Below are 25,275 nucleotides of genomic sequence, written 5' to 3' on the forward strand. Positions count from 1 at the left end.
TCTTTTCACAAAGAGGAGATAATGAGAAGTCAATGAGGGAGGGGGAAGCAACTGATAATGAAAAGCAGCTGTTTTTGTTGGTAGGATATTTTTTTGTTGGGTTTCGCTTCGCTCAACCCAACCTACGTTTTCAATTACCTTATTGGAAGTTACTTACTTTTTGGCAGTAGAGTGATTTTGCCAAATACACTGGCGTCGATAAATCCACGGTTTCTGTCACCATTCACTGGCTTTACTTCGTGTGAGCCCATAAAGTGTTCACGTACTTCGCTACCATCGTTATCGCAGTAGGCGAGCATAAAGCCAATAACGTGTTTTTCAGTTAATTTAATCGGTGTGTTTTGTGCGCCTTCTTGGAAATCATTTGGGTAGAGTTTTATCGCCACTTCCCACGTGATGTTATAAGGTGCAGTGGTATTGCGTTTCCAGTTACTAACTAAGTGGTCGGTATATAAATGCGCTTTTTTATCAGGGCCATAATCGGCGGCTTGGTTATCAAGACCAATATGATAAGCAAACGCGGTATGATTAAACTGATGATTACCACCCGATGCGTCACTATCTATAAACACTTCTAAGGCATCATCGTCCCAGTATTTATCAGTTGGATCTGGGTGAGTATCAATAAGCACATCGTCACTAATATCTGCTTGTAAATACAAGTAGTTTTCATCCCATAGAAGACGGTAGCGGCCTTTAAAATCGGCCTCTGATGAGGGAAGTGCGCCATCCATTAGGTACGGCATAGGATGCCATGTGGCGCTATCCCATGTACTTTCAGAGACGCCATCAATAATAATAGCTGTTGATGTATGACTAACTTCAATAGCCATAAGTGGTTGGGTAAAAAGCAAACTAAAAGCGAGTAGTGTTTTTTTCATTAATAATCTCATTAATTAAAGATGATTTAGCTTGGCTTAAATAGCTATCAAAAACAATCTCATAGTGTATTTATTATATTAACTTATTGCTCCAGCTATGCTTGTTTTTAATGCCAGCATCAGTAAATGCGCACTTTCACCCGACATTTTAAAAGGGTTAAAGTCAATGTTACCAGAGTATTTTAGATTCAGTGATTCGGTTAGCTGTGATTGCGACACATAGCCCATTGACCATTGTTCAAACTCTCTTTCGGGAATTAGGGTATAGTTGAGCATAATTACATTGTGGTGGCGTTTGTCATTTAATATTTGCTGATAGGTGTTATTTACTGCTGTTCTGGAGCCTTCAAGGTATTGCAAAAAGTACTCATTGCTAAAGCATAACATGCCGGTGACATTTGTTTTTACATTGTAGGTTCGCGCACTTTGTAAAATACTTTCTATATCTTCAGGCCCAAAACCACTACTTATTTTACTGGCGTAAATGAGTCGCACAAGAAACATAAAACCCCCTGACTGTTTAGTTAATTAAAGATAGTTCAGTGAGGGGGTTATTACTAATTATGTAAACGCATTTTGCGTAAATGACTAATTAAAGCTGGATACTTTCACCTTCATTTAAAATATACAGGGGTATCTTCGAATCCATTTTTTTATGCATATGCAATAAGCGCAGTAGTGCAGAGTGGCTGCTGTGATCGCCCATCTTCCAACTTGAGTTACCATAGCCCCACGGTATCATTACTTTACAGTTAAGCGCTTGTGCTGCGGTTAATGCATCCTCAGAAGTGGTATGTACATAACGGTACCAGTTGCCGTTCTCTTTATGGTAATAAGAGGCAATAGGCATTAAGCACACATCGATATCGCCATATTTTTGCTGTATATCGTTGAAGTGTTTTGAATAACCAGTGTCGCCTGCAAAAAATAAAGTGCTGCCACTTTGCTCAAGTAACCAGCCATTCCATAGGTCTTTATTATTATCTTCATAAATAAAAGGCACTAACACACGGCTACTAAAATGATGCGCAGGTAGCGCATGAATGGTTAAATCATCAATTTTAGTTTTTGCATACCATGCCATTTCACTAATGTTAAAGCCACCTGTTGGAAAGTTATCAGCCATGCCAAGGGGGGTTAGGTAGCGAGGCTGATTACCAATTTCTTCAATATCGGCTTTATTGAAATGATCGTAGTGAATGTGAGAATACATAACGGCGACTAAGTTTTTCAATTCATTGTCTGTGAGCCAGTCGCCAGGCTTGCGATAAAATCCTGAAGTAAGGCGAAAAGCTAAATCAATAGGCGAGTCAAATTGCTCTTTTACGGGATCAAATACAACTTGTTGGCCATTCGGGGTTTTGATCACAAAGCCTGCGTGTCCGAGCCAACGAATAGTAAAGCCCGCATTAACCTGCGGATTTTTTTGCTGACCTTGATATTGGCAATTTTCAGCCTCTGTTTCACAAACTAAGTTATTGTTTTTTGGGTAGCAATCAGTTTCACAGCTAACAGGATAACTTTTTTTGCCTGGGTAGAGGTTGTGGTAGCGCCCAGCTTGCTAACCTTGTTGATGAAGTGGAATAACGGTATCAGGGCCTGCAATAACCTCAATATTATTCGCAGTGCTGCATGCAACGAGCACACTGGAGGCGATGATTAAGCTAAGTGTATGTATTTTCATAATTCATTTTTAGTTGTTATTTTTATCTTACTGAAAGTGTAACAAAAGCAGTTTGCTAAAAAAGGACAAAAAAGTAACAAAAAGTGTGTATAAAAAAGCCCGCTATTTTTAGCGGGCTCAGTTTAATAGGTTAAATATTTAGGATTTATTCATTTGCTCAATAAATTTATTTGAGTCTTCAATCGATTTGTTCATATCATTCATTAATAACTGAATATCGCGCTTTAAGTTAGTAAATTCACCTTTGATAGCCGCTACCGCTTGCGCATTTAAGTTATGCTTTAAATACAATACGTTGTCTTTTAAAGATGATAATACCGGCTCCATTTTACTCTCGGCGCTGCGCATTGAGCGAAGTAACTGGTCGAATTGACGTTGTGTTGCTGCTAACTTTTTGCTGCTTTCACGCTTAAGTGAGGCACTTTTGTATTGCTCTAACTCATCATTCCACTCATCAAATAAAGCTTCTGCTACGTCTTCAACTTTATTAATGTTACTTGATACTTCGTTTGCCGCTTGAAGGCTTGACTCGTAGTCGTCATTAAGTTGATTGTAAGCATCTTGCAATTCACCGCCATCAAAATTAATGAGTGTAGTTAAACGCTCAAGTGCTGATTGAAATTCTTGTTGAGACTCTTGTTGTGAGTCTTTTGTTTCTTCTACGCGGTCAATCAAAATATCACGCTTATGAACACCTACTTTTTCCATTGCCGAATAATAAGCAGACTGACAACCAGAGAGCATCAGCATTAACGCAAGTATGGTTGTCCCTAAAAATGTTTGTTTTTTCATCTGAATTCCTATTTAGGAGTGTTAATGCTGTAAATTATGGCCTTGATTGTTATTATAATCAAAAGCTCACCAACAAAGTTAATTGTATGAATGATAAGCTCTCCCATTATAAACAGCAAGTTAAGGCGTTTTTAAAACTGCAACCAGGCTGGTGGATGCAATATTTTAATCGTTGTATTGACGATCAAATAACCATTAATGCAGGGTATTTAGCGTACGTTACTTTACTTTCGTTAGTCCCACTTATTGCTGTAGGTGTGGCAATATTTTCTGCTTTTCCAGGATTTGAGTCGACCCGTTTAGCCATTGAGAGCTTTTTGTTTACTAATTTTGTGCCCACCTCTTCTGGTGTTATTAAAGAGCATATTAGCTCGTTTGCTAGTAACGCTAATCAAATGACGGCAGTAGGTATTGGCTTTTTAGCAGCCATTGCCTTGCTACTTATTCGTAATGTAGATGCCACGTTAAACCGTATTTGGCGAGTAAAGAAAAAACGCCCGATGATGATATCGTTTGCCGTATATTGGATGGTACTCAGCTTAGGGCCCGTATTACTGGGCGCCAGTATCGGTGTAACCTCATATATTGTGTCGTTGGTATCGTTTGCCGATCAGGGGATCCCAGGGTTTAGTGGTTTCTTGTTAAAGCTACTACCGTACGCTATCTCTATGGCCGGTTTTATTATGCTTTACACCTTAGTGCCTAATACTCGCGTTTCGTTTAAAGCAGCCGTTCCCGGTGCGCTATTTGCTGCCATGTTATTTGAGCTAACCAAAAAAGGCTTTGCTTTGTACATTAGCCATTTTCCATCATACGAAGTGATTTATGGTGCGGTAGCAACCATTCCTATTTTGTTTGTATGGGTTTACTTGTCGTGGGTCGTGGTGCTACTAGGCGCTGAATTCACCGTGTGTATTAACATGCAGCATTACAATAAAAAAGATCAACAAGCAGAGGATATAGAGTAAATGCAGGGATTAATTCAACGAGTAACACACGCTAATGTGGTGATAGACCAACAGCTTGTCGGTGAAATTAAACAAGGCATTGTATTATTGCTGGGGGTTGAAAAAGAAGATGATGAAAGCAGCGCTGATAAACTATTACACAAAGTCACCAATTACCGTATTTTTAATGACGAAAACGATAAAATGAATCTCAGCCTTAAAGACATACAAGGCGAACTGTTAGTCGTATCGCAATTTACGCTCGCAGCCAATACAAAAAAAGGCATGCGGCCTAGCTTTTCATCGGCAGCTACACCAGACCAAGCGCAAGCGCTATATAATTACTTTGTAGAGCAGGCTAAATTACTCGGTATTAAAGTCGCTACCGGTGAATTTGCAGCCGATATGCAGGTGAGTTTATGTAACGATGGGCCGGTTACCTTTAATTTAACCGCTTAACGTGCTTTTTCTACAATCACAATATGATTAACAAAGCCGGTAATTTTTTGAATACTAATAGCCTTCCCAAATACAGTCAGTAGTACATGTTGTAACTGAGTGAGTTGTGATGAGTGCTGCGATAAAAAGTTAATAAATAAGATGCCCTGTTGATCAAGTGCATCATAAATTGTTTGATAAAAGCATGAATCAAATAAAAATCGCGGGGCGTCTAACTCACTAAATAAATCTAAAATGACCCAGTCCATATGCTCTGCTGATTTTAAAATTGTTTGCGCATCCTCGCAATGAATCTGTTGTTGTTCACTGGGGGCAAAAAATTGTTGATAACAGTCAATAATATAGGGACTTTTCTCTACTGAAGTAACCTGCACTTGAGGATACTGTTCTAATAAGTAATTACGAATGGCACCGCCACCTAACCCCAGTTCGAGTACTTTTTTAGGCGCAGGTAGCTGTTGCCAAGACGTTGCTAAATAAGCAAGGTGTGGAAACAGTAATGCATGTGGTTTTGCTTTTAAAATAACAGACTGCAACGTGTTATTAATGAGTAGCCAGCGAAGTTGTTGATACTCTCTTACTTGTATGTGCTCACCATGTTGATTATGCCAATAAAGCAACTGGCCTAGCGATGAGCTATGCTCAATAAAATGTTGGCTGATCAGGCCACTACTGCAATGGATATATTTATTCATGCTATTGAGCATAAACCAGCAGAGGTAAATCGCAACGGCTTTTGTCATTAATTTTTTACAGCTGTTTTCTCAGCACCAAAGTCTTATTTGCAGTTTTATCCAGATCGAGTATGGTGTTTTTCACAAAATGCACAGCGTAATATTTTACATTTTTAATTTATGGAGTATGTATGTTTCAAGTGAGCACCCCACAAAGTAGTGAAGACTGGCAAGCCTATTACCAATTACGCTGGCAGGTTTTACGTGCCCCATGGGGCGAACCTCGGGGCTCTGAGCAAGACGATTTAGAGCAAGAGGCTGAGCATCGCTTCATTAAAAATAAAGCGGGTGAAGTATTGGGTGTGGCTCGTTTGCACTTTAATAATCAGCAACAAGCTCAAGTACGTTATATGGCGGTTGCAGAGGGTAATCGTAATCAACATATTGGTAGCCGCTTGTTACATGAACTCGAAAAAATAGCGTGGAATCAAGATGCTGATGAATTAGTGTTGTTTGCTCGCGAACGTGCACTGGAATTTTATCAGCGCCATGGCTATGAAAATAAAGAAAAAGCACATTTGGCTTATGGTGATGTACAGCATTATAAAATGGTTAAGCTCAAACCGAGTGAACCAGGTTGGTTTCGCCACCCAAATTGGACTCAAGTACTGCAAAACACATGGCGTGAATCAATCCCCATTAGTGATGCAATGGGAATAAAAGTTGAAAGTTACACAGATTGGCAATTTACTACTCGTGCAGATTTAAATGCTAACTTAAATTTACACAACACTATGTTTGCGGGCTCTATTTATAGCCTAGCTACGTTAACGGGTTGGGGTGCAACGTATTTAGCATTAAAAGAAGCAGGGCTTGAAGGGAATATCGTGTTAGCAGATGCCAACATTAAGTATTTAAAGCCACTTAATACCGACCCTAAGGGCTGTGTGAATATTCAAACCTGTAAAGGGAACTTAAATGAGTTACAAGATGCGGGTAAAGCAAGTTACCTAGTGCCGGTAACCATTTTTGATGGTGACGAGGTGGTTGCTCAATTTGAAGGGCAGTTTGTGGTTAGAAAATAATAAGAATAAACGAAAAAGCCAAGCGAGTTGCTTGGCTTTTTTATAAGCATTTTTTACAGTAAATCTGTCAGTAATATACCCACACCAAAGCGTTCAATATCGGTGTTATAGTCTATCAAGCTCTCGCCATAGCCATTAAAATATTGTGCGTAGCCGCGAACTCTTCCCCATAATGGGAATGACCAATCAAGCTGAATTGCCCCGCGGTTATCTGAATTTAAATTATTACGAGTCATAAAACTAAATTCATGATCGTTAAAGCGATACGCGCCACCAAATTCAAAGTAACCCATGTATTTATAGATATCTGGATTATCGTCACCTCGTGCATCTAACGGCGCAGGCTTTTTGTTTTCAGGAATGCGATACCAAGGTTTAAAGCTAAATACAAAGCCGTCTTTTTCCCAAATGAAATCGGCATAAATGCGATTCCAAGAACGCGAGTTTGGCTGACTACGACCATTAGATTGGTGCGAAATACCAATGGCTATTGCCATTTCATCGCCCCATAAAACGTTTTCAGGGTCTAAGTAATTAATCCAAAATACTTCTGGCTCGTAGTTGGTTTCACGAAAAGGAGAGGAAATATCGTCGTTATATACTTGCCAGTATGACTGCAAAGTAAAGCCAAAAAATATCGCTTGGTCTGAATCGGCAAACTCATCATACAAAGGCACTTTAATTGATAACTGATATTTAGCTTCTAAGTTATCAAGTGGGTCGCCATCTTTTTTATCGGTTAACTCTGCAAATCCATCAAACGGGCGAGTGTTTGGGTTCGACATATAAGAAACAGGTAAAATATAATTACGTTTATGCGGAGTAATTACATTACGATTTTTTTTACCAACCGCTTCACGGGCTTGGCGTTTGTCGATAGCCGTTAGCTGCTTGCTTTCTTCAACGGCAGAACACTTTTTACGTAATTGATCGAGGGTTTGCTTACCGTCTCCACCGATCACTTCATTTAAAATACATTGCTTTACCAGCTCAAGTTCATTGTTTTGCTCGTTATTCGCTGTTTCTTCAGCAACAACGGTTGTGCTGAGTAATGTAGAAAGTAGTATCCAATGGCGCCAACTCATTATAATTCCTTTGTAAGTGAGGGAAGTCAGTATTTTGCTAATTATAGCGCCTTTTTAACACATAAACGGTGAATTTGTCCTGAACTTTAATACTTTAAAAAGAAAAGCGACCTAAGTCGCTTTTACTGTGTAACTAGTTATTTACTAGCTAACTCTCACGCAATGAGAAGGGGTGAGCTAAAGCTCAAAGACGTTGGTAAAAAATTTATACAGCTCGGTACCTTGATTCACACTCGCTGAGGCAAAATGCAATATCGCAATTGCATCGAGATCAAAGCTTAGAGTTTGCAGCGGTTGTTCGCTTAAATAGCGCTCCATTCGCAGTATTTTAGCAATGGGTTCTCCAGCTTTAACATGCCCGCCAAGAGGTGCTAGGTATTCGACCATGCCACCCATGGGGGCGTAATAAGCGATATAATCATTTAGTTGGCAGCCATATCTTGTCATCAATTTTGGCTTGTAGGGGGCATCAACAAATACTTGCTTATGATTTAAATAACTTAAAATACTATTGGCATCGTCTAGTGCCGCTCTTAAATCGATTTTTTCTTGGCTGCCAAGCTCTACCGTAAAGGCTTCAACTTGCACGTTAAATTCACGCCCTTGCTGAGCAAGTTGCTCACTAAGCTGCCACCATGGACAAAAGCTTGCTTCATCCATTGCGCCATCAAAGTCATTAGGAATAACCAGCACATGGGGAATATTAAAGTAACGCGCGCTATCGGTCGCATACTCAGGGCAATATAAGTGCTGACTAGAAATAGGGCCGGTGTGTAAATCTAAAACTATATCTGCTTGATGCGCCAATTTTTGTAAGTTTAGCGCAATCCGTTTCCCCGTTGTTAAACGATAATCAGGGCCGTTGAGTTGTTGCTCAACGTCATTAATTAACGCGGCTTTAAAGGCTGTTTTCAGAATCTTATCATCGGCATCGCTGAACTGCTGTGCAAACTGGGTCGCAAGTTTATTATTGCAGTGATACATGCGATTCCAATTAGTCCCCGTAATGGGATCGAATCGGCCAAGGGTAAATTCCCCCGACTTTTGATTACAGCCAATGGGGTTAGCGTAAGGAACTAAGGTAATATCACCTTTTAAATTAAGTGTTTTTAGTTGCTCAAGTAATTGGTAAATTACCGCGTTGCCTTGCACTTCTGCGCCATGCATATTTGCTTGTACATACACACTTGGGCCGGTGCCATCGCCTTTTAAACGATACACAGGAATAGTCAGTGGTAGTCCGTTTGCGACTTCGCCAACTACAATGTTTTCTTGGCTTATAGCTGTGGTGTTATTCATCTTTTTTACCTCAAGTAGTGGCTTGCATCTTCTGCTTGTCGCACGCAACTCAATACGCCATTGTGTATAACATATTCACCGGCCAGCTCATGACATAAAAAGTACGGCATACTTTCGGTAAAACCGTAGGCACCGCATTGACTAAATACTAGCCAGTCTTGCTCATTTAAATCACTGGGTAATTGGTGCTCTCCTAAGCAATCAAGTGCAGTACATAAGGGGCCGTATAGGCTCATTGCTTGATTTGCTGCGTTTGAATCTCGTAATAAACGCGCAGGGAAATCTTGACTGGTGACCGCAGGGCGCAATAAATGATTAATGCCGCCGCTCATAATCACCTGTTGTTGGCCGTAATTTAGTTTGCGCTCAACAACAGGTGTGGCGTAGTGGCCGCATTCGCCTACAGCGTAGCGACCTAGTTCCATCCATAGCTCAGTAACCCCCGCATCGCATTTAATTTTTGCAAGCGCCTCTATGAGTGCATCCCAACTTAGAGTGGGCGTATCAAGCGTATAGGGAATACCTAAACCACCACCTAAATCCAGCACCTTGAGGTTAATATTTAAATCCTCAGCAAGTTGCCTTAACGGCGTAATCATTTGTGTCCACAGCTCAGCGAGTTTGTCGCTGCTAAGCATGTTGCCCCACTGAAAAATATGCAGACCGTCAAAATTAAGTGCACAGTAGTCACTGGTATTTAGCGCCTGCCACTCGTCGCACCCTAAGCCAAATGGAGTAAGACTATCGCCCCCTAGCGGGTTTTTATCACCCTCGGGCCAGCGTAATTGAACACGCAGCAAAACCTGCAACTGGCACTGCTGAGCAATCGCTTGTTCGTTGAGCCAACGTACCTGATTGAGACTTTCGGCCACAAAGGTACGTACGCCACGCGCAATAAAGTGCTTAATTTGTTTAGGGCTTTTTGCAGGCCCCGTGTTGAGCACGCGTCCACTGTTAATTCCTTGAGCAAGGACTTGCTCAAGCTCGCCTTTACTGGCGACATCAAAGTTAAAACCAGCGTTATTTAAGCGTTGGATCACGCTAGATAACGGGTTCGCTTTAACTGCATACCAGAGTTTTACCTCGGTTTGTGCTACTAAACGCGTTAAATGTGTGTTTAGTGAATCAAGATCATAAACAAAAAAGGGCGTATCAAGCTCAGTTGATAGCTTATCAATAGCGCTTTTAACGGGCGTGCTCAAAAAGGTCATTAACGTAAAACCTCTTCAAGCAATAATGACGCGTCACTTTGCTCGTCACGGTATTTAACAATTAACGCACACGACATGCTTAAGCCTTGCTCACGCGCCCAATCGTTTGACGCAGGGCGAGATCCAGGGATCACAATCGCGTATTCAGGGATTGCTTCGCCTTTATCAAGCTGGCGCTCATTTACGCAGTCATAAACAGGGATGGTTGCAGATAAGCGAACACCTGGAGCAAGTACCGCGCCTTTTTTAACTACCACGCCTTCAACAATCACACAGCCTGCACCAATAAAGGCATCATCTTCAATAACCACAGGGCTGGCACCAATGGGCTCAAGTACCCCCCCTAATTGTACCGCTGCGCTTAAATGCACATTTTTACCTACTTGAGCACACGACCCTACGAGCGCGTGGCTATCTACCATAGTGCCCTCGTCAATAAATGCACCAATATTTACGTACGCAGGTGGCATAATAATAGTGCCTTTGGCAACATGTGCACCACGGCGCACACTTGAACCACCGGGTACCATGCGAACGCCTGCTGTGGCTTCAAAGCTTTGCGGCGCTAAGTTATGTTTATCAACAAAACCGCCAGCAAACTCGGTGTTTTGACCGTTTTTAAAGGCTTCTAAAATGCCTTGCTTTACTTCTACGTTAGCGTGCCATTGGCCGTTTTCGTCTTGTGTTGCTGCGCGAACCGCGCCCGTTTCTAAATTATTTAATAGTTCTAACCAGTTCATTATAAAAACCTGTATTTAATGCCAAGATAAAATGGTGTTGTTTGCCGATGAAATGTCATCTGTGTGTGTCAGCTCAAGGTGTGTTAAAGGTGGGCGTAAATACGGACTGCCAATACGCCCTTGTAAATGCATTAACACTTTGACTGGGATAGGGTTGGCTACTGAAAATAAGCTATTGATAGCACTAGACCACTGGACAAAAAGATTAGGGTGTTGGCCGCTTAAACTGCGCTTTACAAACTCATGGGTTTGCACTGGCCATGCATTGGCTGCAACCGACACTAAACCTTTTGCACCTGCTTGGGCAAAGTAAGGCATGAGGGCATCGTCACCACTAAAAATGGCTAGTTCAGGCGCCGCTTTTCGAAAGGCTTCAAATTGAGAAATACAGCCACTGGCTTCTTTGAGTGCCCATAAATTTTTATGTTGTTTGAGGTTTTCAATGGTTGCAATGGGAATGCTAACCGCACTACGTCCTGGTACGTTATAAAGCATACAAGGATGAGAACTGGCATTGAGCAGGCTTTCAAACCAATGCGTTTGCCCCACTGCACCGGGTTTGGCATACAAAGGCGAGCCGAGTAAAAAACCATGGATAGGCAGCTGGTTGCAGTAATTAACCCATTCAAGCTGTTGCTTTAAGTTACTACCACCGACTGCGACCATAAGCGGGACGCTCGGCTGTAATTGGCAAACATGCTCTACGATGGCTTGCTGTTCTTTTAGGGTCAGGGCTAACCCTTCGCCAGTGCTACCAAGTAATAAAATGCCATTGTTAGCGGCTTCTTGTTCGGCCACTAAGGTGTTTAAGGTTGCGTAATCAACTAGGCCATTTTGATCAAATGGGGTGATCAGCGCAGTCCATAAATGGAAATTGTTAATATTGAAGTTGTTGATCATCTCTCACGAACTTATAGGGCATTCGTCGAGTTATTGGCGGGTATTTAGGGTGCCTGACTCTTTGAATGTATTTATAATTCGAAGAGCGAATGGGCTTATATAACAGGGCGCACGGCCTTATTATACTAAGACCAGAAGCTCTCCACCAAATATGTTATTGGTGACAGTCGCTAGGATTCAACCTAGTCGCCCGAAGTAATCTTTCACAAAAAAGTGTTACCTCTCGGCGTTAATTCCCCTCACGTATGCTCAATGGAGTTTGCGCTCCTAACATACGCTACCTGAATAACGCACCTCTTCCAGCCCTTTGCACTTACTATTGAAAAATCAATCAGCAAATACAATGTAATAGGGTAAGTGTGGCGATTAAACCATTTTAGCCGTCTAGGTGTCAAGTGACTAAATATAGATAGATTCATCCTGATTGACAGTTATTACGTATTAGCTGCTTTTCTCGTACACTAGTACTATTGTCGAAGTAAGGTATTAAGCAGATGGAAAAATTTAGTGATATTTATAAGCGAGCGGTAGAGCGAAAGGGCTCTGAAAAAATGCTTAAGTTGTTACTCGCAAAACCTTTATCTAACAAACAACTCCTCACATTAAATGATGATGATTGGCTAGAAGAATTTACTCGGAAAGTTTTTCAAAGTGGTTTTTATTGGTCGGTGATCAACAGTAAGTGGGCCGGATTTAGAGAGGTTTTCTGGGATTTCAATGTTGAAAAACTATTGATGATGCCACCGGATATGCTTGAGCAAAAAGCCAGTGATGAGCGGATTGTACGCAACTATAAAAAAGTAAAAACTATTACTGAAAATGCGTATATGATCCACGAAGTTGCAGAGCAATACGGCAGCTTTAGTGAGTTTATTGCTAACTGGCCAAGTGGAGATATTATTGGCTTGTGGGCGTATTTAAAAAAGCATGGTGCAAGGCTTGGTGGTAATACCGGCCCTTATGCGCTGCGCGCCTTAGGAAAAGATACTTTTTTACTTTCAAGAGACGTAGAAAGCTATTTGCGTGCCCATAAAATTATAGATGGCGGATTACAAACTAAAAAGTCACTAAGTGCGGCGCAGGCATTCTTTAATGAACTGCAGCAGCAAAGCGGCTTAAGCATGCAAGAGCTAAGCTTAATTGTCGCTTATGGTGTCGGCGACAACCGAGTAGGAATAAGCCAACAACAATAGGATTAATCATGAAATTAGTGCCAAGGTATACCGACATTGGTGAGGGGTTTGCTATTAGCGATCATCCGGCTAAAGTGGCAGCGCCACAGTTATTGTTATGGAATGAGCCCCTAGCTAAGCAATTTAATATACAGGTGAGTGCCGATTCACGAGCAAATATATTTAGCGGTAATGAACCCCAAGCGATTTCTGCGGTGGCACTTGGATATTCTGGTCATCAGTTTGGTCACTTTTCACCGCGACTAGGGGATGGTAGGGCACATTTGCTCGGTGCGATTAGCGATGATAAAAATCAGCTTTGGGATCTGCAATTAAAAGGCGCTGGTGCTACGCCATTTTCGCGCGGAGGCGATGGCCGCTGTGCATTAGGTCCAGCTATTCGTGAGTACGTAATGAGCGAAGCTATGCACGCGCTTGGCATTCCAACAACGCGTTGTTTAGCCGTGGTTGGCAGTGGCGAAACCGTTTATCGCAACCCACCTCAACCAGGTGCTATTGTAACCCGACTCGCCAGCAGTCATATTCGGGTGGGCTCGTTTCAATATTTAGCCACTCAAGGTGACGTTACTAGCCTAAAAAACTTAGCCGACTTAGCCATTCAAAGACACTATCCCGAGATTAACAGCACTGGCGCTCAGCGTTATTTAGATTTTTTAGCTGCAGTGATCGCCAACCAAGTCAAATTAGTCGTAAGTTGGATGAGGGTGGGGTTTATTCATGGAGTTATGAACACCGATAACACCTTAATTAGTGGTGAAACCATAGATTACGGCCCATGTGCCATGATGAACCAGTTTGATTTTGATACCGTGTTTAGCTCTATTGATAAACAAGGGCGTTATGCGTTTGGTAATCAGCCAAACATGGCAAGTTGGAACTGTGCCCGCTTAGCAGAGAGTTTAATGGCGCTGATCAGTGACGATGACGAGCAAGCGGTGGCAATGATGACGCCTTTAATTGAGGGCTTTTCAACGCAATTTAACCAACAATTTAGCGCTATGTGGGCGCAAAAGTTAGGGTTAACAGTCGCGGATGATAAAGATAATGAGTTGGTGGGAGAGTTACTAGGGTTATTAAAACAACACCAGCTTGATTATACCAATACTTTTAATGCGTTAACTGAATCGTTAAATGGACAAGCGCAAATACCATCAGCACTCGTATCATGGGCGCAGCAATGGCAAACACGAACTAATGAGCATAGTTATAATATAATGCGACAGGCAAACCCAAGTGTGATTCCGCGTAATCATATTATTGAAGATATTATTACGCAGTACACTACGCATGGGGATAGTGAGCTACTCAGTCGTTTTAGCCAAGTGATGGCGAGCCCTTACACAAACCATGTGCAGGCCACAGAGTTTCAAACGCCGCCCGAAGATGATAAGAATTATCGTACTTTTTGCGGTACTTAAGTATGATTTTTTGCATTTTAAAATGAATATAAAAGGTCATTTTTTACTCCAGCGACGTTCATTCATAGAGCAAACTATGAACGGGTGATACCATAACTCCATAAAAGCCAGTGATCGTGTGGGGTTTAAAGCGATTGTTTGCTTTTTGAGCTAGCCTGTGTTCATCGACATTTTTTATGAGCTAGTTTTATTATCCTAGATATTGAAAAAATATATTTGCGTTAAGTATTGATTAACAAAGACTCAGTTACTGTATAGGTAAGTTAGAAGAGCTAGCAATGCTTAGCTACATTTTTAGTTGTTAAAATGGGAAGAAAACAATGAAATTAAAATCACTTACAATGGCTATTGCGTTAGCTGCAACTAGCGCATCTACTTTCGCAGCCGAGCAAGAAGGCTTTTACATCGGTGCATTCGGCGATTATTACGATGCTTCGTGGAAAAACATGCGTGAGCAAGCTGGCCTTGACGTTAATGAGTCAACAGGCTGGGGTGCTGAATTAGGCTACCGCTTTAATGATTACTGGAGTGCGCGTTTAGAGTACGCAGACCTAGACTTTAATGCTCACGACAAAGTATTGAACAACCGCAACGATATTGACGGCGAACGTTACGGTATCGATGCACTTTACCACTTTGGTGGCGGTCCTTTCTACGGCTTATTTGGTCTGAAAGATATTGATGTTGTTGATGACAACACGTTTGTAAACGCAGGTGTAGGTTACCGACACTTTGTTACAGACAACTTTTTTGTTAATGCTGAAACCAGTGTTTACCAAGGTTTAGACAAAGGCTACACAGATGTTGGCGCTAAATTAGGTATAAACTACTTCTTTGGTCAAAAATCGGCGCCAGTAGCACCGGTTGAGCCTGCACCACAGCCAGAGCCAGAAATTGTTCCTGTGCCGGTAGCACTTGCTGATACAGATAAAGACAGCATCCCTGATGTAGATGATAAATGTGCCAATACACCTATGACAGATGCTGTTGGTAGCGATGGTTGTACACTTTATGAAGATACTGAAGTAACAGTAAGCTTGTTAGTAACATTCCCTAACAATGACTCGTCAGTTTCGCAGCAGTACTTAAATGATATTGACGAAGTAGCGACTTTCTTAAAAGAGTACCCAGATACAACAGTGCTTCTTGAAGGTCATACGTCTGCAGTAGGTAAAGCGTCTTACAATAAATGGTTATCTAAAAAACGTGCTGATGCAGTAGCTAAAAAGCTAATTGCTGATGGTATTGCAGAAGATCGCATTACAACGGCAGGTTTAGGTGAAGAACGCCTTAAAAATGAAGCGAATACGGCAAAAGCGCATGCTGAAAACCGCCGCGTTGAAGCACACGTAAAATCTATTAAACGTGTAAAAGTATTACGTTAATAGTCTCATTATTGAGTAAAAACCCAGCTTAGGCTGGGTTTTTTTATGGCTGCTTAATAGGTATTCATGGGAGTTAGTTTTACTTTTCTCACTATTCATATTATTAATAATCGGTATAACTAGTTGCCTAACTGGATGGATTTTAATCTATGCACAAAAGCTTTATAATCGGCAGATAGAATACTATAAGTATTGGGTTATGGTGTGTTTAGTAAACACCACCGAATACTTTAACGTCACCAAGAGGGCAATACTGTGCTACAAGAATATCGTAAACACGTAGAAGAACGTGCCGCGTTAGGTATCGTACCAGCGCCATTAGATGCTCAGCAGACGGCTGATCTTATTGAGCTAATTAAAACGCCACCGGCAGGTGAAGAAGAGTTCATCCTAGAACTACTGATCAACCGCGTACCACCAGGTGTTGATGATGCAGCCTACATTAAAGCAGGATTTTTAGCGGCTGTTGCTAAAGGTGAAGCTGTTTCTCCGTTGATTTCTAAAGAAAAAGCAGCTGAGTTACTAGGTACTATGCTCGGTGGCTACAATATTGCGCCAATGGTTGAACTACTTGATGACGAAGCGTTAGCGCCAATTGTAGTAAAAGGCCTTTCGAACACATTATTAATGTTTGATGCGTTCTACGATGTAGAAGAAAAAGCAAAAGCAGGTAATGCATACGCCAAGCAAATTATAGAGTCTTGGGCTGCGGCAGAATGGTTTATCAATAAGCCAGCCGTTGCTGAAAAAATCTCTGTTACGGTATTTAAAGTCACTGGCGAGACAAACACCGATGATTTATCACCAGCACCAGATGCATGGTCACGTCCTGATATTCCGCTTCATGCATTAGCCATGCTTAAAAATGAGCGTGATGGTATTAACCCTGACAAAGACGGTGAAGTAGGTCCAATCACTCAGCTTGAAGAATTAAAAACTAAAGGCTTACCACTTGCTTACGTAGGTGACGTTGTTGGTACAGGCTCTTCGCGTAAGTCTGCAACAAACTCTGTGCTTTGGTTTATGGGGGATGATATCCCATTCGTACCAAACAAGCGCGTGGGTGGTGTATGTTTAGGTAACAAGATTGCGCCTATTTTTTTCAATACAATGGAAGACTCGGGTGCGTTACCAATCGAATTAAATGTTGATGAATTCAACATGGGTGACCAAATCGACATCTACCCTTATGAAGGTGTTGTGAAACGTCATGGTACTGATGATGTGATCTCAACATTTGAACTTAAATCAGAGGTAATTTTAGACGAAGTTCGTGCTGGTGGTCGTATTCCATTGATCATTGGTCGTGGTCTTACAGACAAAGCACGTACATCATTAGGTTTAGGCGCAACTGACGTATTTAAAGTACCAGCAGTGACTGAAGTATCAGACAAAGGCTTTACGCTTGCGCAAAAAATGGTTGGTAAAGCATGTAACGTTGCCGGTATTCGCCCAGGCCAATACTGTGAACCTAAAATGACCACGGTTGGCTCGCAAGATACAACAGGTCCTATGACGCGTGATGAGCTTAAAGACTTAGCCTGTTTAGGTTTCTCTGCAGATTTAACAATGCAGTCTTTTTGTCATACATCCGCTTACCCTAAGCCAATCGATGTAAACACGCACCATACGCTTCCTGATTTTATTATGAATCGTGGCGGTGTATCGCTTCGCCCTGGTGATGGTGTAATTCACTCATGGTTAAACCGTATGTTATTACCAGATACCGTAGGTACGGGTGGTGATTCACATACACGTTTCCCATTAGGTATTTCATTCCCAGCAGGTTCGGGGGCGGTAGCGTTCGCAGCTGCAACGGGTGTAATGCCACTAGATATGCCTGAATCAATTTTGGTTCGTTTTAAAGGTGAAATGCAACCGGGTATCACTTTACGTGATCTTGTACATGCTATCCCTTATTTTGGTATCAAAGAAGGCCTATTAACGGTTGAGAAGAAAGGTAAAATCAACGAATTCTCTGGTCGCATACTAGAAATTGAAGGGGTTGAGCACTTAACGGTTGAGCAAGCGTTTGAGCTATCCGATGCATCTGCAGAGCGTTCAGCTGCTGGCTGTACTGTTAAGCTTTCTAAAGAGTCTATCAGCGAATACCTTGAGTCTAATATTGTTATGCTTAAGTGGATGATTTCTGAAGGTTACGGCGATGTACGTACGATTGAACGTCGTGTTACTGCAATGCAAGACTGGTTAGCAAACCCAGAGCTAATGGAAGCTGATAAAGACGCAGAGTACAAACACGTACTTGAAATCGACCTTGCTGAGATTAAAGAGCCAGTACTGTGTGCGCCAAATGATCCTGATGATGCACGCCTACTTTCTGATGTGACAGGCGAGAAAATCGATGAAGTATTTATCGGTTCTTGTATGACTAATATTGGTCACTTCCGTGCTGCAGGTAAATTACTCGATGGCTTTAAAGGGCGTATTCCAACACAGCTTTGGGTTGCTCCACCAACGAAAATGGATAAAGACCAACTTACAGACGAAGGTTACTACGGTATTTTTGGTCGTGTTGGTGCACGTATTGAAACGCCAGGGTGTTCACTGTGTATGGGTAACCAAGCACGTGTTGCGGACAAAGCAACGGTTGTGTCTACTTCTACACGTAACTTCCCTAACCGTTTAGGTACAGGGGCAAACGTATTCTTAGCATCAGCAGAGCTGGCAGCAGTAGCAGCAATTTTAGGTAAATTACCTACACCCGCTGAGTACCAAGAATACGCAGCGAAGATCAATGCAACGGCAGCAGATACCTACCGTTACTTGAACTTCCACCGTATGCCTCAGTACACTAAAAAGGCAGACAACGTAATTATTCAGCAAGCTGTATAATTTATAGAGTGTGTTTAAAAAACTCGCTTCGGCGGGTTTTTTATTGTCCAAATAAAATATTAGATAGATAATGCTTAATTCGTTACATGATTGTATTAACTTTCGTTAAATGTCGTCATTGATATGGTTAATAAAGCAAAAAATCCTCTCTACATGCATTAAAATCCTCGACAATATTATCATTATTATAAGCAGGATTTTATGACCGCATTAAACAACCAGAATTTACTGCAACTTCGTTTTATTAACCAAGCCAATATTGATTTGGTTAAGCCTTCTTTTGATAACTTACCTGCAAATCCTTATGCAGATGGTGCGTTTCGTAAACGCCGTTATTCAGTGGTTAAATTACAAAATGGTGAGCTTAATCTTCAAGCGACCAAAGCGTTTGTGCAAGACGATTCAATTAATACCTTTCAAGGTAATGTTGAGCGTACTTACGAAAACTTAGAGCAAAGCTTGCTTGAGTCTGAGGGTATGAAAAGCATTGTTAGCGAATTTGCAGCGATCACCGGCATTGACGCAGAGCGTGATATTGAAATTCACCAATTTAGAATGCTTGCCATTGATAGCGATACGCCAGCAGCTCCAGAAGGTGTGCATCAAGATGGGTTTGACCATGTGTGTGTATGTGGTGTTTCTCATGAAAATTTAGAAGGTGGTGAGCTATTGGTTTATGAAAACCAACAAGCTGAACCGTGTTTTAAAATGGAAATAAAAGACGGCATGTTTGCACTAATTAATGACCGTCAGGTATGGCATAACGCCACACCAATGAACAAAATTGATGCTAACAAACCAGGTTACCTGGATTGCTTTGTACTAACTGCTTAAGAGAAATAAAATGAATTTAATGCAATTGCGCGCGCAATTTCCTGCTTTAATGCAAACTGTTGATGGCAAGTCACCGGTGTTTTTAGATGGGCCAGGTGGCTCACAAGTACCCCAGTCGGTACTCAGTGCCATGACCGCTTATTTAGGGCATTACAATTCAAACTTGGGCGGTGCGTTTTTCTCAAGTGACAAAACGGTTGAGCTGATGGCGAATGCGCGTCAAGCGGCGGCTGATTTGTTAAATGCGCCCAGTGCACAAAATATTGTGTTTGGCCCTAATATGACTAGCCTAACATTTAGCTTTAGCCGAGCAATTTCACGCAATTGGCAAGCAGGCGATGAAATTGTTGTGACCAATGCAGATCATTTTTCAAATGTATCGTCTTGGCAGCAAGCCGCTGAAGATAAAGGCGCAGTGGTTAACACAGCGCTAATTAACGAAGCCGATTGTAGTTTAGATATGGCGCATTTTGAAAGCTTATTAAACGCTAACACTAAATTGGTTGCGGTTACGTATGCATCAAATACCACTGGCTCTATTAACGATATTAAACGTATTATAGAGCTTGCTCATAATGTGGGTGCATTGGTGTATGTTGATGCTGTGCATTATGCCCCTCATGAACTAATCGATGTGCAAGCGTTAGATTGTGACTTTTTAGCGTGTTCTGCATATAAGTTTTTTGGTCCGCACTTAGGCATGGTTTATGGCAAAACAGATCACTTAGAAGGGTTTACACCTTATAAAGTAGAGCCAGCAAAAGATGTTGCACCAGGTCGCTGGGAAACCGGCACACAAAGTTTTGAAGCACTAGCGGGCTTTATTGCGGCGGTTGATTACATTGCGGCAATTAGCGAGCTTAATGACAGTCACTCACGCCGAGAAAAACTACGTGTTGCGTTTGAAAAAACGAAACAACACGAGATGGCGCTTAGTGAATACTTTTTAACTCGCCTGGTTAATTACCCGCGTATTAAATTGTTTGGTATTGATGACTTAGCACGCTTAAGTGAGCGTACCCCTACGTTTGCACTGACCTTTGAAGGGTTAGAGCCTCGCCAAGTGTCTGAATTTTTGGGCAAACAACATGTATGTGTATGGGATGGTAATTTTTACGCCCAAGGTTTATGCAAACAACTGGGTGTGCTTGATAAGGGCGGCGTAGTACGCATTGGTTGTATGCACTACAACACCATTGAAGAGATGGACACTTTGTTTGACTTGTTTGATGAGCTGATTTGAAGCTGTCAGCTATAAGCCGTCAGCTTTCAGTTTAATGCAAATACTTGACAGTAGTCAGCAGTTAGTTAATTTCTGACCGCTGACCGCTGACCGCTGACCGCTGACCGCTGACCGCTGACCGCTGACCGCTGACCGCTGACCGCTTTAGCTTTGTGGCGTTCCATAAATTTGCTCTGCTCGATTAAACAAAACCCATGAGGTTAAAATATACTTATCGTTTGATACTGGCTTATTGCCTCTATGTGTATGGGTAAAGTAGCCTGGGGCAACCACCATACTGCCTTTTTTAGGGGCTATTTTACGATTTTGATAATAAAACTCGGTTTCTCCGCCTTCTTCAACATCATTTAAATAAAACATAAATAACAACACCCGATGCAGTGCTTCATTATGCTGTAGCTGCGGATACACCTCACTGTGCCAATACGGATAACCGCCTTTATTTACTTCGTATTTTTGCGCTTGAATATTACCGAGTCTAAAAATTTGCTGCACCAATAAGGGGAGTTGTGGTTTACCTACCTCGTCATAGTTGGCGTGAGTTAAATCAACCGGTTGTCCTGTTTTTGGGTGATATACCTTTAAACCAAATGCCCCAATCATCATAAAAATATGTTCTTCAATGTAGTTGAAAACATACTGTGCAGTGGTTTGTTGAATATGTTTTAATTGTTCTGCGTATTCAGGATGATTGTTTAAGTATAAGTCGTGGCTATCTTTTTTATTAAGATCAACACCGCCCGATGTCATCCCTTGTTTAATATGCGGGCTTTGAGAAAAGGTAGTGATAAAGTTATCGCAAAATTCATTACTGAGCGCGTTGTCATACACGCGGATAAAGTCCGTCATGAGTTACCTGTTTAATTATTATTGGATTATTATGTTTACTGAAAAAGTGATGCCGCGTTTTAGCGAAACGGATGCACTCGGACACATCAACAATACCGTACTCCCCGTATGGTTTGAAGCGGCCCGAGTACCTATTTTTAAATTTTTTACGCCAGATCTAAATCCACACAACTGGAAGTTAATCATTGCTAAAGTTGAAGTGTCGTTTGTTGGCGAACTATTTTATGCCCATGAGGTGACAATTAACACCAGCATAGAGCAGATTGGCAATAGTTCATTTGTGATCCGCCAAGAAGCATGGCAGCAAGATAAGTGCTGCGCCATTGGTAAAACGGTGATGGTACGTTATGACTTTGTTAGTAAAACAAAGCAACCACTTTCGACTGATGAAAAAGCCGCATTAACACAGCACCTTGTAGCAGTTAGTTAATCGCAGCTTAACTATGACAAGCTGGATGTTTAGTTAAATATTGCCCCAAGGCAATGACTTGTTTTTCTGAAAAGCGCAGCCCAAGCTTTGTTCGTCGCCAAAGTATATCTGCGCTGGTTCTTGCCCATTCATGGTTTACTAAGTAATCAACTTCTTGCGCATACAGACCATGACCAAAGTGATAACCTAAATCGCCGATTGCTTGGCTGTTCCCCAGTAATTGATAACTAAGCGTGCCATAGCTGCGAACCATACGTTTTAAGGTGTCGATTGCCAGCCAAGGGTAGCTACTTTCTAACTGAGCGATAAGGTATGTTTGGTTACTAAAGTCGCCGCCTGGTAAAGGGGCATCTTTCGTCCACGAGCCACTCATCTTTGGGTAAAAAGGCACTAATTTATTGACGGCATTTTCTGCAAGCTTTCGATAGGTAGTAATTTTACCGCCAAACACACTTAATAAAGCGGCATGATCGGTGTCGTTGCTTAATATCAGCTTGTAATCGCGGGTCACCGCTTGAGCATCTGTTGATTTGTCATCTAATAGTGGCCGCACTCCACTAAAGCTGTGCACAATATCGGCCGCGCTTATTGTGTTTTTAAAGTAATGGTTAGTGATACTGATGAGATACTGTATTTCTTGCTCACTAATTTTTACATCAGCAATATCGCCGGTGTACTCTTCATCAGTGGTGCCAATCAGTGAGTAATCTTGCTCATAAGGAATGACAAATACAATGCGGTTATCTTCATTTTGTAAAATATAGGCAACTGGCTCATCGTGGAGTCGGGGCACTACAATATGACTGCCTTTCACAAGGCGAATAGTGTGCGGTGTGGGCTGGGTAAATACATCTTCAAATAATGACGCGACCCATGGGCCTGCGGCATTTACAACACTTTTTGCCTTTATATTTAGGTGCTGCTTGCTGGCTTGTTGCTCTAAAATCACATCCCAATAATCTGCGTTACGCGTTGCTTTAATGCAGCGGGTGCGTGTTGCAATGGTGGCGCCTAAATTATGAGCCGCTTGCGCGTTTAAAATCACTAAACGCGCGTCATCAACCCACCCATCGGCGTATTCAAAGCCATGGGTTATACTGTTGTTAAGTACACTATTGCTGTCAAATTTAATCGCTTTTGAGGCGGGTAAGGTGTCACGTTTCGCTAGGTGATCGTAAATAAATAACCCCACACGAATCATCCAAGAAGGACGTAAGTGTGCTTGGTGCGGTAGCCTAAAAGAAAGCGGCCACATAATATGCGGCGCTTTTTTTAATAGCACTTCACGTTCACGTAATGCCTCTCTTACCAATCTAAATTGATAATTCTCTAAATAGCGTAGCCCGCCATGAATAAGCTTGCTGCTATTAGAGGAGGTGGCTGAGGCTAAATCGTTTTGCTCACACAATAATACTTTTAAACCGCGACCACTGGCATCGGCAGCAATGCCAGCGCCGTTAATACCGCCGCCAATAATGAGTAAGTCATATTCGTTGTCGTGTGCGCTCATAGATTTTACTCACTCTCGCCGTCATTGCTATTAGAAAGTCTAACTTGTGCAATGCAATGTAGCCACTTTGCGTATAAATCGTTGCGCTCTTCACTGCTCATGGTTGGTTCAAAGCGACGATCGCTTTTCCACATGCTGGCAAGCTGCGCAGTTGATTCATACACCCCAGTTTGCAAACCGGCTAAGTAAGCAACCCCTAACGAAGTGGTTTCGGTTAGAGTGGGGCGCTCAACGCTTGCGCCTAAAATATTGGCTAAAAACGCCATTGCCCAATTATTATTTGCCATGCCGCCATCAACTCTTAGAATACTAGGGCGGAGTCCGTCACCTTCCATGGCTTTTTGTAGATCTTTGGTTTGATAACCCACCGACTGCAAGGCAGCTGCAACAATAGTGCTAATGCCTGAGTCTCGGGTTAGGCCCAAAATTGCGCCTCGGGCATTTGCATCCCAATAGGGCGCACCTAAGCCTGTAAACGAGGGAACCAAGAATACCCCATGATCCAAGGGAACATCTTTGACGAGGGCTTCACTTTCACCTGCGTTTTCTAATAACTTTAAGCCTTCTACTATCCACTGCATGGTGGCACCAGCCATAAAAATACTGCCTTCAATCGCATAGGTGGGTTTGCCGTTGAGCCGATACGCAAGAGTGGTTAATAAACGATTATTTGATTTTAGTGCTTTATCACCAGTGTTAAGCATTAAAAAGCAGCCCGTTCCGTAAGTACTTTTTGCCATTCCTTCTTCAAAACAAGCTTGACCAATTAAGGCGGCTTGTTGATCGCCTGCTATACCGCAAATTGGAATTTCACCACCAAATAGCTCGCTTGCAGTCACCCCAAAGTCAGCCGCTGAGTCCATTACCTCAGGTAGCATCGACGCTGGAATATTAAATAAAGCCAGTAACTCTTCATCCCAGCATTGCTGATGAATGTTAAACAGTAATGTACGAGAGGCATTGGTAGCATCGGTTTTGTGAGCTTTACCGTTAGTGAGTTGCCATAGCAAGTAGGTATCTATCGTACCAAATGCTAGTTCACCTGCGTGTGCTTGCTCTTTAGCGCCTTTGACGTTATCTAAAATCCAACGAATTTTGGTTGCAGAAAAGTAAGGATCGAGCACTAAACCAGTTTTATCATTCACCATTTGTGTATGCCCTGCATGACGTAAACTATCGCAATATTCACTGGTGCGTCGGTCTTGCCACACAATCGCATTGTAGATAGGTTGCCCGGTTTTTTTATTCCACACTAAGGTGGTTTCTCGTTGGTTAGCAATGCCAATGGCAATAATGTCGGCGGCAGTGACTTGTTGCTGCGATAATACGTTTTTAACGCTGCTTAATACGGTTTGCCAAATATCTACAGGGTCATGTTCAACCCAACCATTTTTCACAAAGTGTTGAGGGAAGGTTTGTTGAGCCGTGTCAAAAACCTCGGCATCTTTAGTGTATAAAATAGCTCGAGAGCTTGTCGTTCCTTGGTCAATCGAGAGTATGTATTTAGACATAAAAAATAGTGTTGTTTAATTTAGATAAAGACAGCTTGTCTTTAAGCTAAACGAATAGCAATGCTTTTGCATCATAATGGTTAAATTATAGATGAGCGAAAGGTAGGAGAGGGAGGTGAAAACTCAATTCTGGCGGTAGTGTTTAGAAATCTGTGTCATTTCAGTATTATTAAGAAAACAGGAGTGACACATGACTCAATCTTTCGACTTCAACAAAGCATTAGCTGAACTTCAAGCTGGTAAAGGTCTTACTGGCGAAGACGGTGTTCTAACACCATTAATCAAACAACTC

22 protein-coding genes, 1 pseudogene and 1 riboswitch are annotated in these 25,275 nt (G+C 41.9%); of the genes and pseudogenes, 10 read left to right on the top strand and 13 right to left on the bottom strand.

What is annotated here, in order from left to right; genetic code table 11:
- Window positions 1-149: 149 nt before the first annotated feature.
- The 4 genes and pseudogenes from ND6B_RS15990 to ND6B_RS15980 form a co-directional block, all read right to left on the bottom strand.
- The gene (locus ND6B_RS15990) at window positions 150-881 is read right to left on the bottom strand and encodes a CBM9 family sugar-binding protein (RefSeq protein WP_200882072.1); all 732 of its coding nucleotides are present in this window, start codon (window positions 879-881) and stop codon (window positions 150-152) included.
- 78 nt (window positions 882-959) lie between these two features.
- Complete coding sequence (locus tag ND6B_RS15985; RefSeq protein ID WP_033102724.1) at window positions 960-1,385, bottom strand: BLUF domain-containing protein; 426 nt, start codon at window positions 1,383-1,385, stop codon at window positions 960-962.
- Window positions 1,386-1,473: 88 nt separating this feature from the next.
- A pseudogene (locus tag ND6B_RS19535) lies at window positions 1,474-2,565 on the bottom strand (MBL fold metallo-hydrolase).
- Window positions 2,566-2,703: 138 nt separating this feature from the next.
- Window positions 2,704-3,357 (bottom strand): DUF2959 domain-containing protein, encoded by a 654-nt coding sequence (locus ND6B_RS15980; RefSeq protein ID WP_013463802.1) that lies wholly within the window; start codon window positions 3,355-3,357, stop codon window positions 2,704-2,706.
- 86 nt (window positions 3,358-3,443) lie between these two features.
- On the opposite strand from ND6B_RS15980, the gene ND6B_RS15975 reads away from it, so the two are divergent.
- Both ND6B_RS15975 and dtd read left to right on the top strand, forming a co-directional pair.
- Entirely contained in the window at window positions 3,444-4,325 is an 882-nt protein-coding gene (locus ND6B_RS15975) for a virulence factor BrkB family protein (protein WP_033102737.1), read from the top strand.
- Window positions 4,326-4,763, top strand: coding sequence for a D-aminoacyl-tRNA deacylase (dtd, locus tag ND6B_RS15970; RefSeq protein ID WP_033102725.1), 438 nt, complete (start codon window positions 4,326-4,328; stop codon window positions 4,761-4,763).
- Here dtd and ND6B_RS15965 read toward each other — a convergent pair.
- Entirely contained in the window at window positions 4,760-5,506 is a 747-nt protein-coding gene (locus tag ND6B_RS15965) for a spermidine synthase (RefSeq protein ID WP_033102726.1), read from the bottom strand. The two genes, dtd and ND6B_RS15965, sit on opposite strands and share 4 nt — an antisense overlap.
- Window positions 5,507-5,628: 122 nt before the next feature.
- Here ND6B_RS15965 and ND6B_RS15960 point away from each other — a divergent pair, with 122 nt between their 5' ends.
- The gene (locus ND6B_RS15960; RefSeq protein WP_033102727.1) at window positions 5,629-6,522 is read left to right on the top strand and encodes a bifunctional GNAT family N-acetyltransferase/hotdog fold thioesterase; all 894 of its coding nucleotides are present in this window, start codon (window positions 5,629-5,631) and stop codon (window positions 6,520-6,522) included.
- 53 nt (window positions 6,523-6,575) lie between these two features.
- On the opposite strand, the gene ND6B_RS15955 is transcribed toward ND6B_RS15960, so the two are convergent.
- The 5 genes from ND6B_RS15955 to dapA all read right to left on the bottom strand — a co-directional run bounded on the left by ND6B_RS15955 (window position 6,576) and on the right by dapA (window position 11,757).
- Entirely contained in the window at window positions 6,576-7,607 is a 1,032-nt protein-coding gene (locus ND6B_RS15955; protein ID WP_033102728.1) for a phospholipase A, read from the bottom strand.
- Window positions 7,608-7,784: 177 nt separating this feature from the next.
- Window positions 7,785-8,906: a succinylglutamate desuccinylase/aspartoacylase family protein gene (locus ND6B_RS15950; protein WP_033102729.1), complete on the bottom strand. Its 1,122-nt coding sequence runs from the start codon at window positions 8,904-8,906 to the stop codon at window positions 7,785-7,787.
- A gap of 5 nt (window positions 8,907-8,911) precedes the next feature.
- Entirely contained in the window at window positions 8,912-10,117 is a 1,206-nt protein-coding gene (locus ND6B_RS15945; protein ID WP_033102730.1) for a PLP-dependent decarboxylase, read from the bottom strand.
- Window positions 10,117-10,857 (bottom strand): 2,3,4,5-tetrahydropyridine-2,6-dicarboxylate N-succinyltransferase, encoded by a 741-nt coding sequence (locus tag ND6B_RS15940; protein WP_013463810.1) that lies wholly within the window; start codon window positions 10,855-10,857, stop codon window positions 10,117-10,119. The genes ND6B_RS15945 and ND6B_RS15940 overlap by 1 nt, the downstream gene beginning before the upstream one ends.
- A gap of 15 nt (window positions 10,858-10,872) precedes the next feature.
- The gene (dapA, locus tag ND6B_RS15935) at window positions 10,873-11,757 is read right to left on the bottom strand and encodes a 4-hydroxy-tetrahydrodipicolinate synthase (RefSeq protein ID WP_033102731.1); all 885 of its coding nucleotides are present in this window, start codon (window positions 11,755-11,757) and stop codon (window positions 10,873-10,875) included.
- A gap of 127 nt (window positions 11,758-11,884) precedes the next feature.
- Window positions 11,885-12,064, bottom strand: a riboswitch (Lysine riboswitch).
- Between the two features lie 187 nt (window positions 12,065-12,251).
- Here dapA and ND6B_RS15930 point away from each other — a divergent pair.
- From ND6B_RS15930 to ND6B_RS15905, 6 genes are all read left to right on the top strand, one after another.
- On the top strand, window positions 12,252-12,950 hold the full coding sequence (locus tag ND6B_RS15930; RefSeq protein ID WP_033102732.1) for a DNA-3-methyladenine glycosylase I: 699 nt from the start codon (window positions 12,252-12,254) through the stop codon (window positions 12,948-12,950).
- A gap of 8 nt (window positions 12,951-12,958) precedes the next feature.
- On the top strand, window positions 12,959-14,368 hold the full coding sequence (locus ND6B_RS15925) for a protein adenylyltransferase SelO (RefSeq protein ID WP_033102733.1): 1,410 nt from the start codon (window positions 12,959-12,961) through the stop codon (window positions 14,366-14,368).
- Between the two features lie 320 nt (window positions 14,369-14,688).
- Window positions 14,689-15,753 carry an OmpA family protein gene (locus ND6B_RS15920; protein WP_013463815.1) on the top strand — a complete coding sequence of 355 codons (1,065 nt, stop codon included), beginning with the start codon at window positions 14,689-14,691 and terminating at the stop codon, window positions 15,751-15,753.
- A 255-nt stretch (window positions 15,754-16,008) separates the two neighbouring features.
- A complete protein-coding gene (gene acnB, locus ND6B_RS15915; protein WP_028835937.1) occupies window positions 16,009-18,606 on the top strand; it encodes a bifunctional aconitate hydratase 2/2-methylisocitrate dehydratase in 2,598 nt (865 codons plus the stop codon).
- 201 nt (window positions 18,607-18,807) lie between these two features.
- A complete protein-coding gene (locus ND6B_RS15910) occupies window positions 18,808-19,440 on the top strand; it encodes a 2OG-Fe dioxygenase family protein (protein WP_013463817.1) in 633 nt (210 codons plus the stop codon).
- A gap of 10 nt (window positions 19,441-19,450) precedes the next feature.
- Window positions 19,451-20,683 (top strand): cysteine desulfurase-like protein, encoded by a 1,233-nt coding sequence (locus tag ND6B_RS15905; RefSeq protein WP_033102734.1) that lies wholly within the window; start codon window positions 19,451-19,453, stop codon window positions 20,681-20,683.
- A 144-nt stretch (window positions 20,684-20,827) separates the two neighbouring features.
- On the opposite strand, the gene ND6B_RS15900 is transcribed toward ND6B_RS15905, so the two are convergent.
- Window positions 20,828-21,532 carry a 2OG-Fe(II) oxygenase gene (locus tag ND6B_RS15900; RefSeq protein WP_024602232.1) on the bottom strand — a complete coding sequence of 235 codons (705 nt, stop codon included), beginning with the start codon at window positions 21,530-21,532 and terminating at the stop codon, window positions 20,828-20,830.
- Window positions 21,533-21,563: 31 nt separating this feature from the next.
- On the opposite strand from ND6B_RS15900, the gene ND6B_RS15895 reads away from it, so the two are divergent.
- A complete protein-coding gene (locus tag ND6B_RS15895) occupies window positions 21,564-21,962 on the top strand; it encodes an acyl-CoA thioesterase (protein ID WP_024602231.1) in 399 nt (132 codons plus the stop codon).
- Between the two features lie 7 nt (window positions 21,963-21,969).
- Here the strand turns inward: ND6B_RS15895 and glpD are convergent, their stop codons facing one another.
- Together glpD and glpK are read right to left on the bottom strand one after the other, a co-directional pair.
- On the bottom strand, window positions 21,970-23,472 hold the full coding sequence (glpD, locus tag ND6B_RS15890) for a glycerol-3-phosphate dehydrogenase (RefSeq protein WP_033102735.1): 1,503 nt from the start codon (window positions 23,470-23,472) through the stop codon (window positions 21,970-21,972).
- 5 nt (window positions 23,473-23,477) lie between these two features.
- A complete protein-coding gene (gene glpK / locus ND6B_RS15885; protein ID WP_033102736.1) occupies window positions 23,478-24,983 on the bottom strand; it encodes a glycerol kinase GlpK in 1,506 nt (501 codons plus the stop codon).
- Window positions 24,984-25,275: the final 292 nt, after the last annotated feature.

The sequence above is a fragment of the Pseudoalteromonas sp. ND6B genome, from assembly GCF_000764215.1.
Classification (GTDB): domain Bacteria; phylum Pseudomonadota; class Gammaproteobacteria; order Enterobacterales; family Alteromonadaceae; genus Pseudoalteromonas; species Pseudoalteromonas tetraodonis.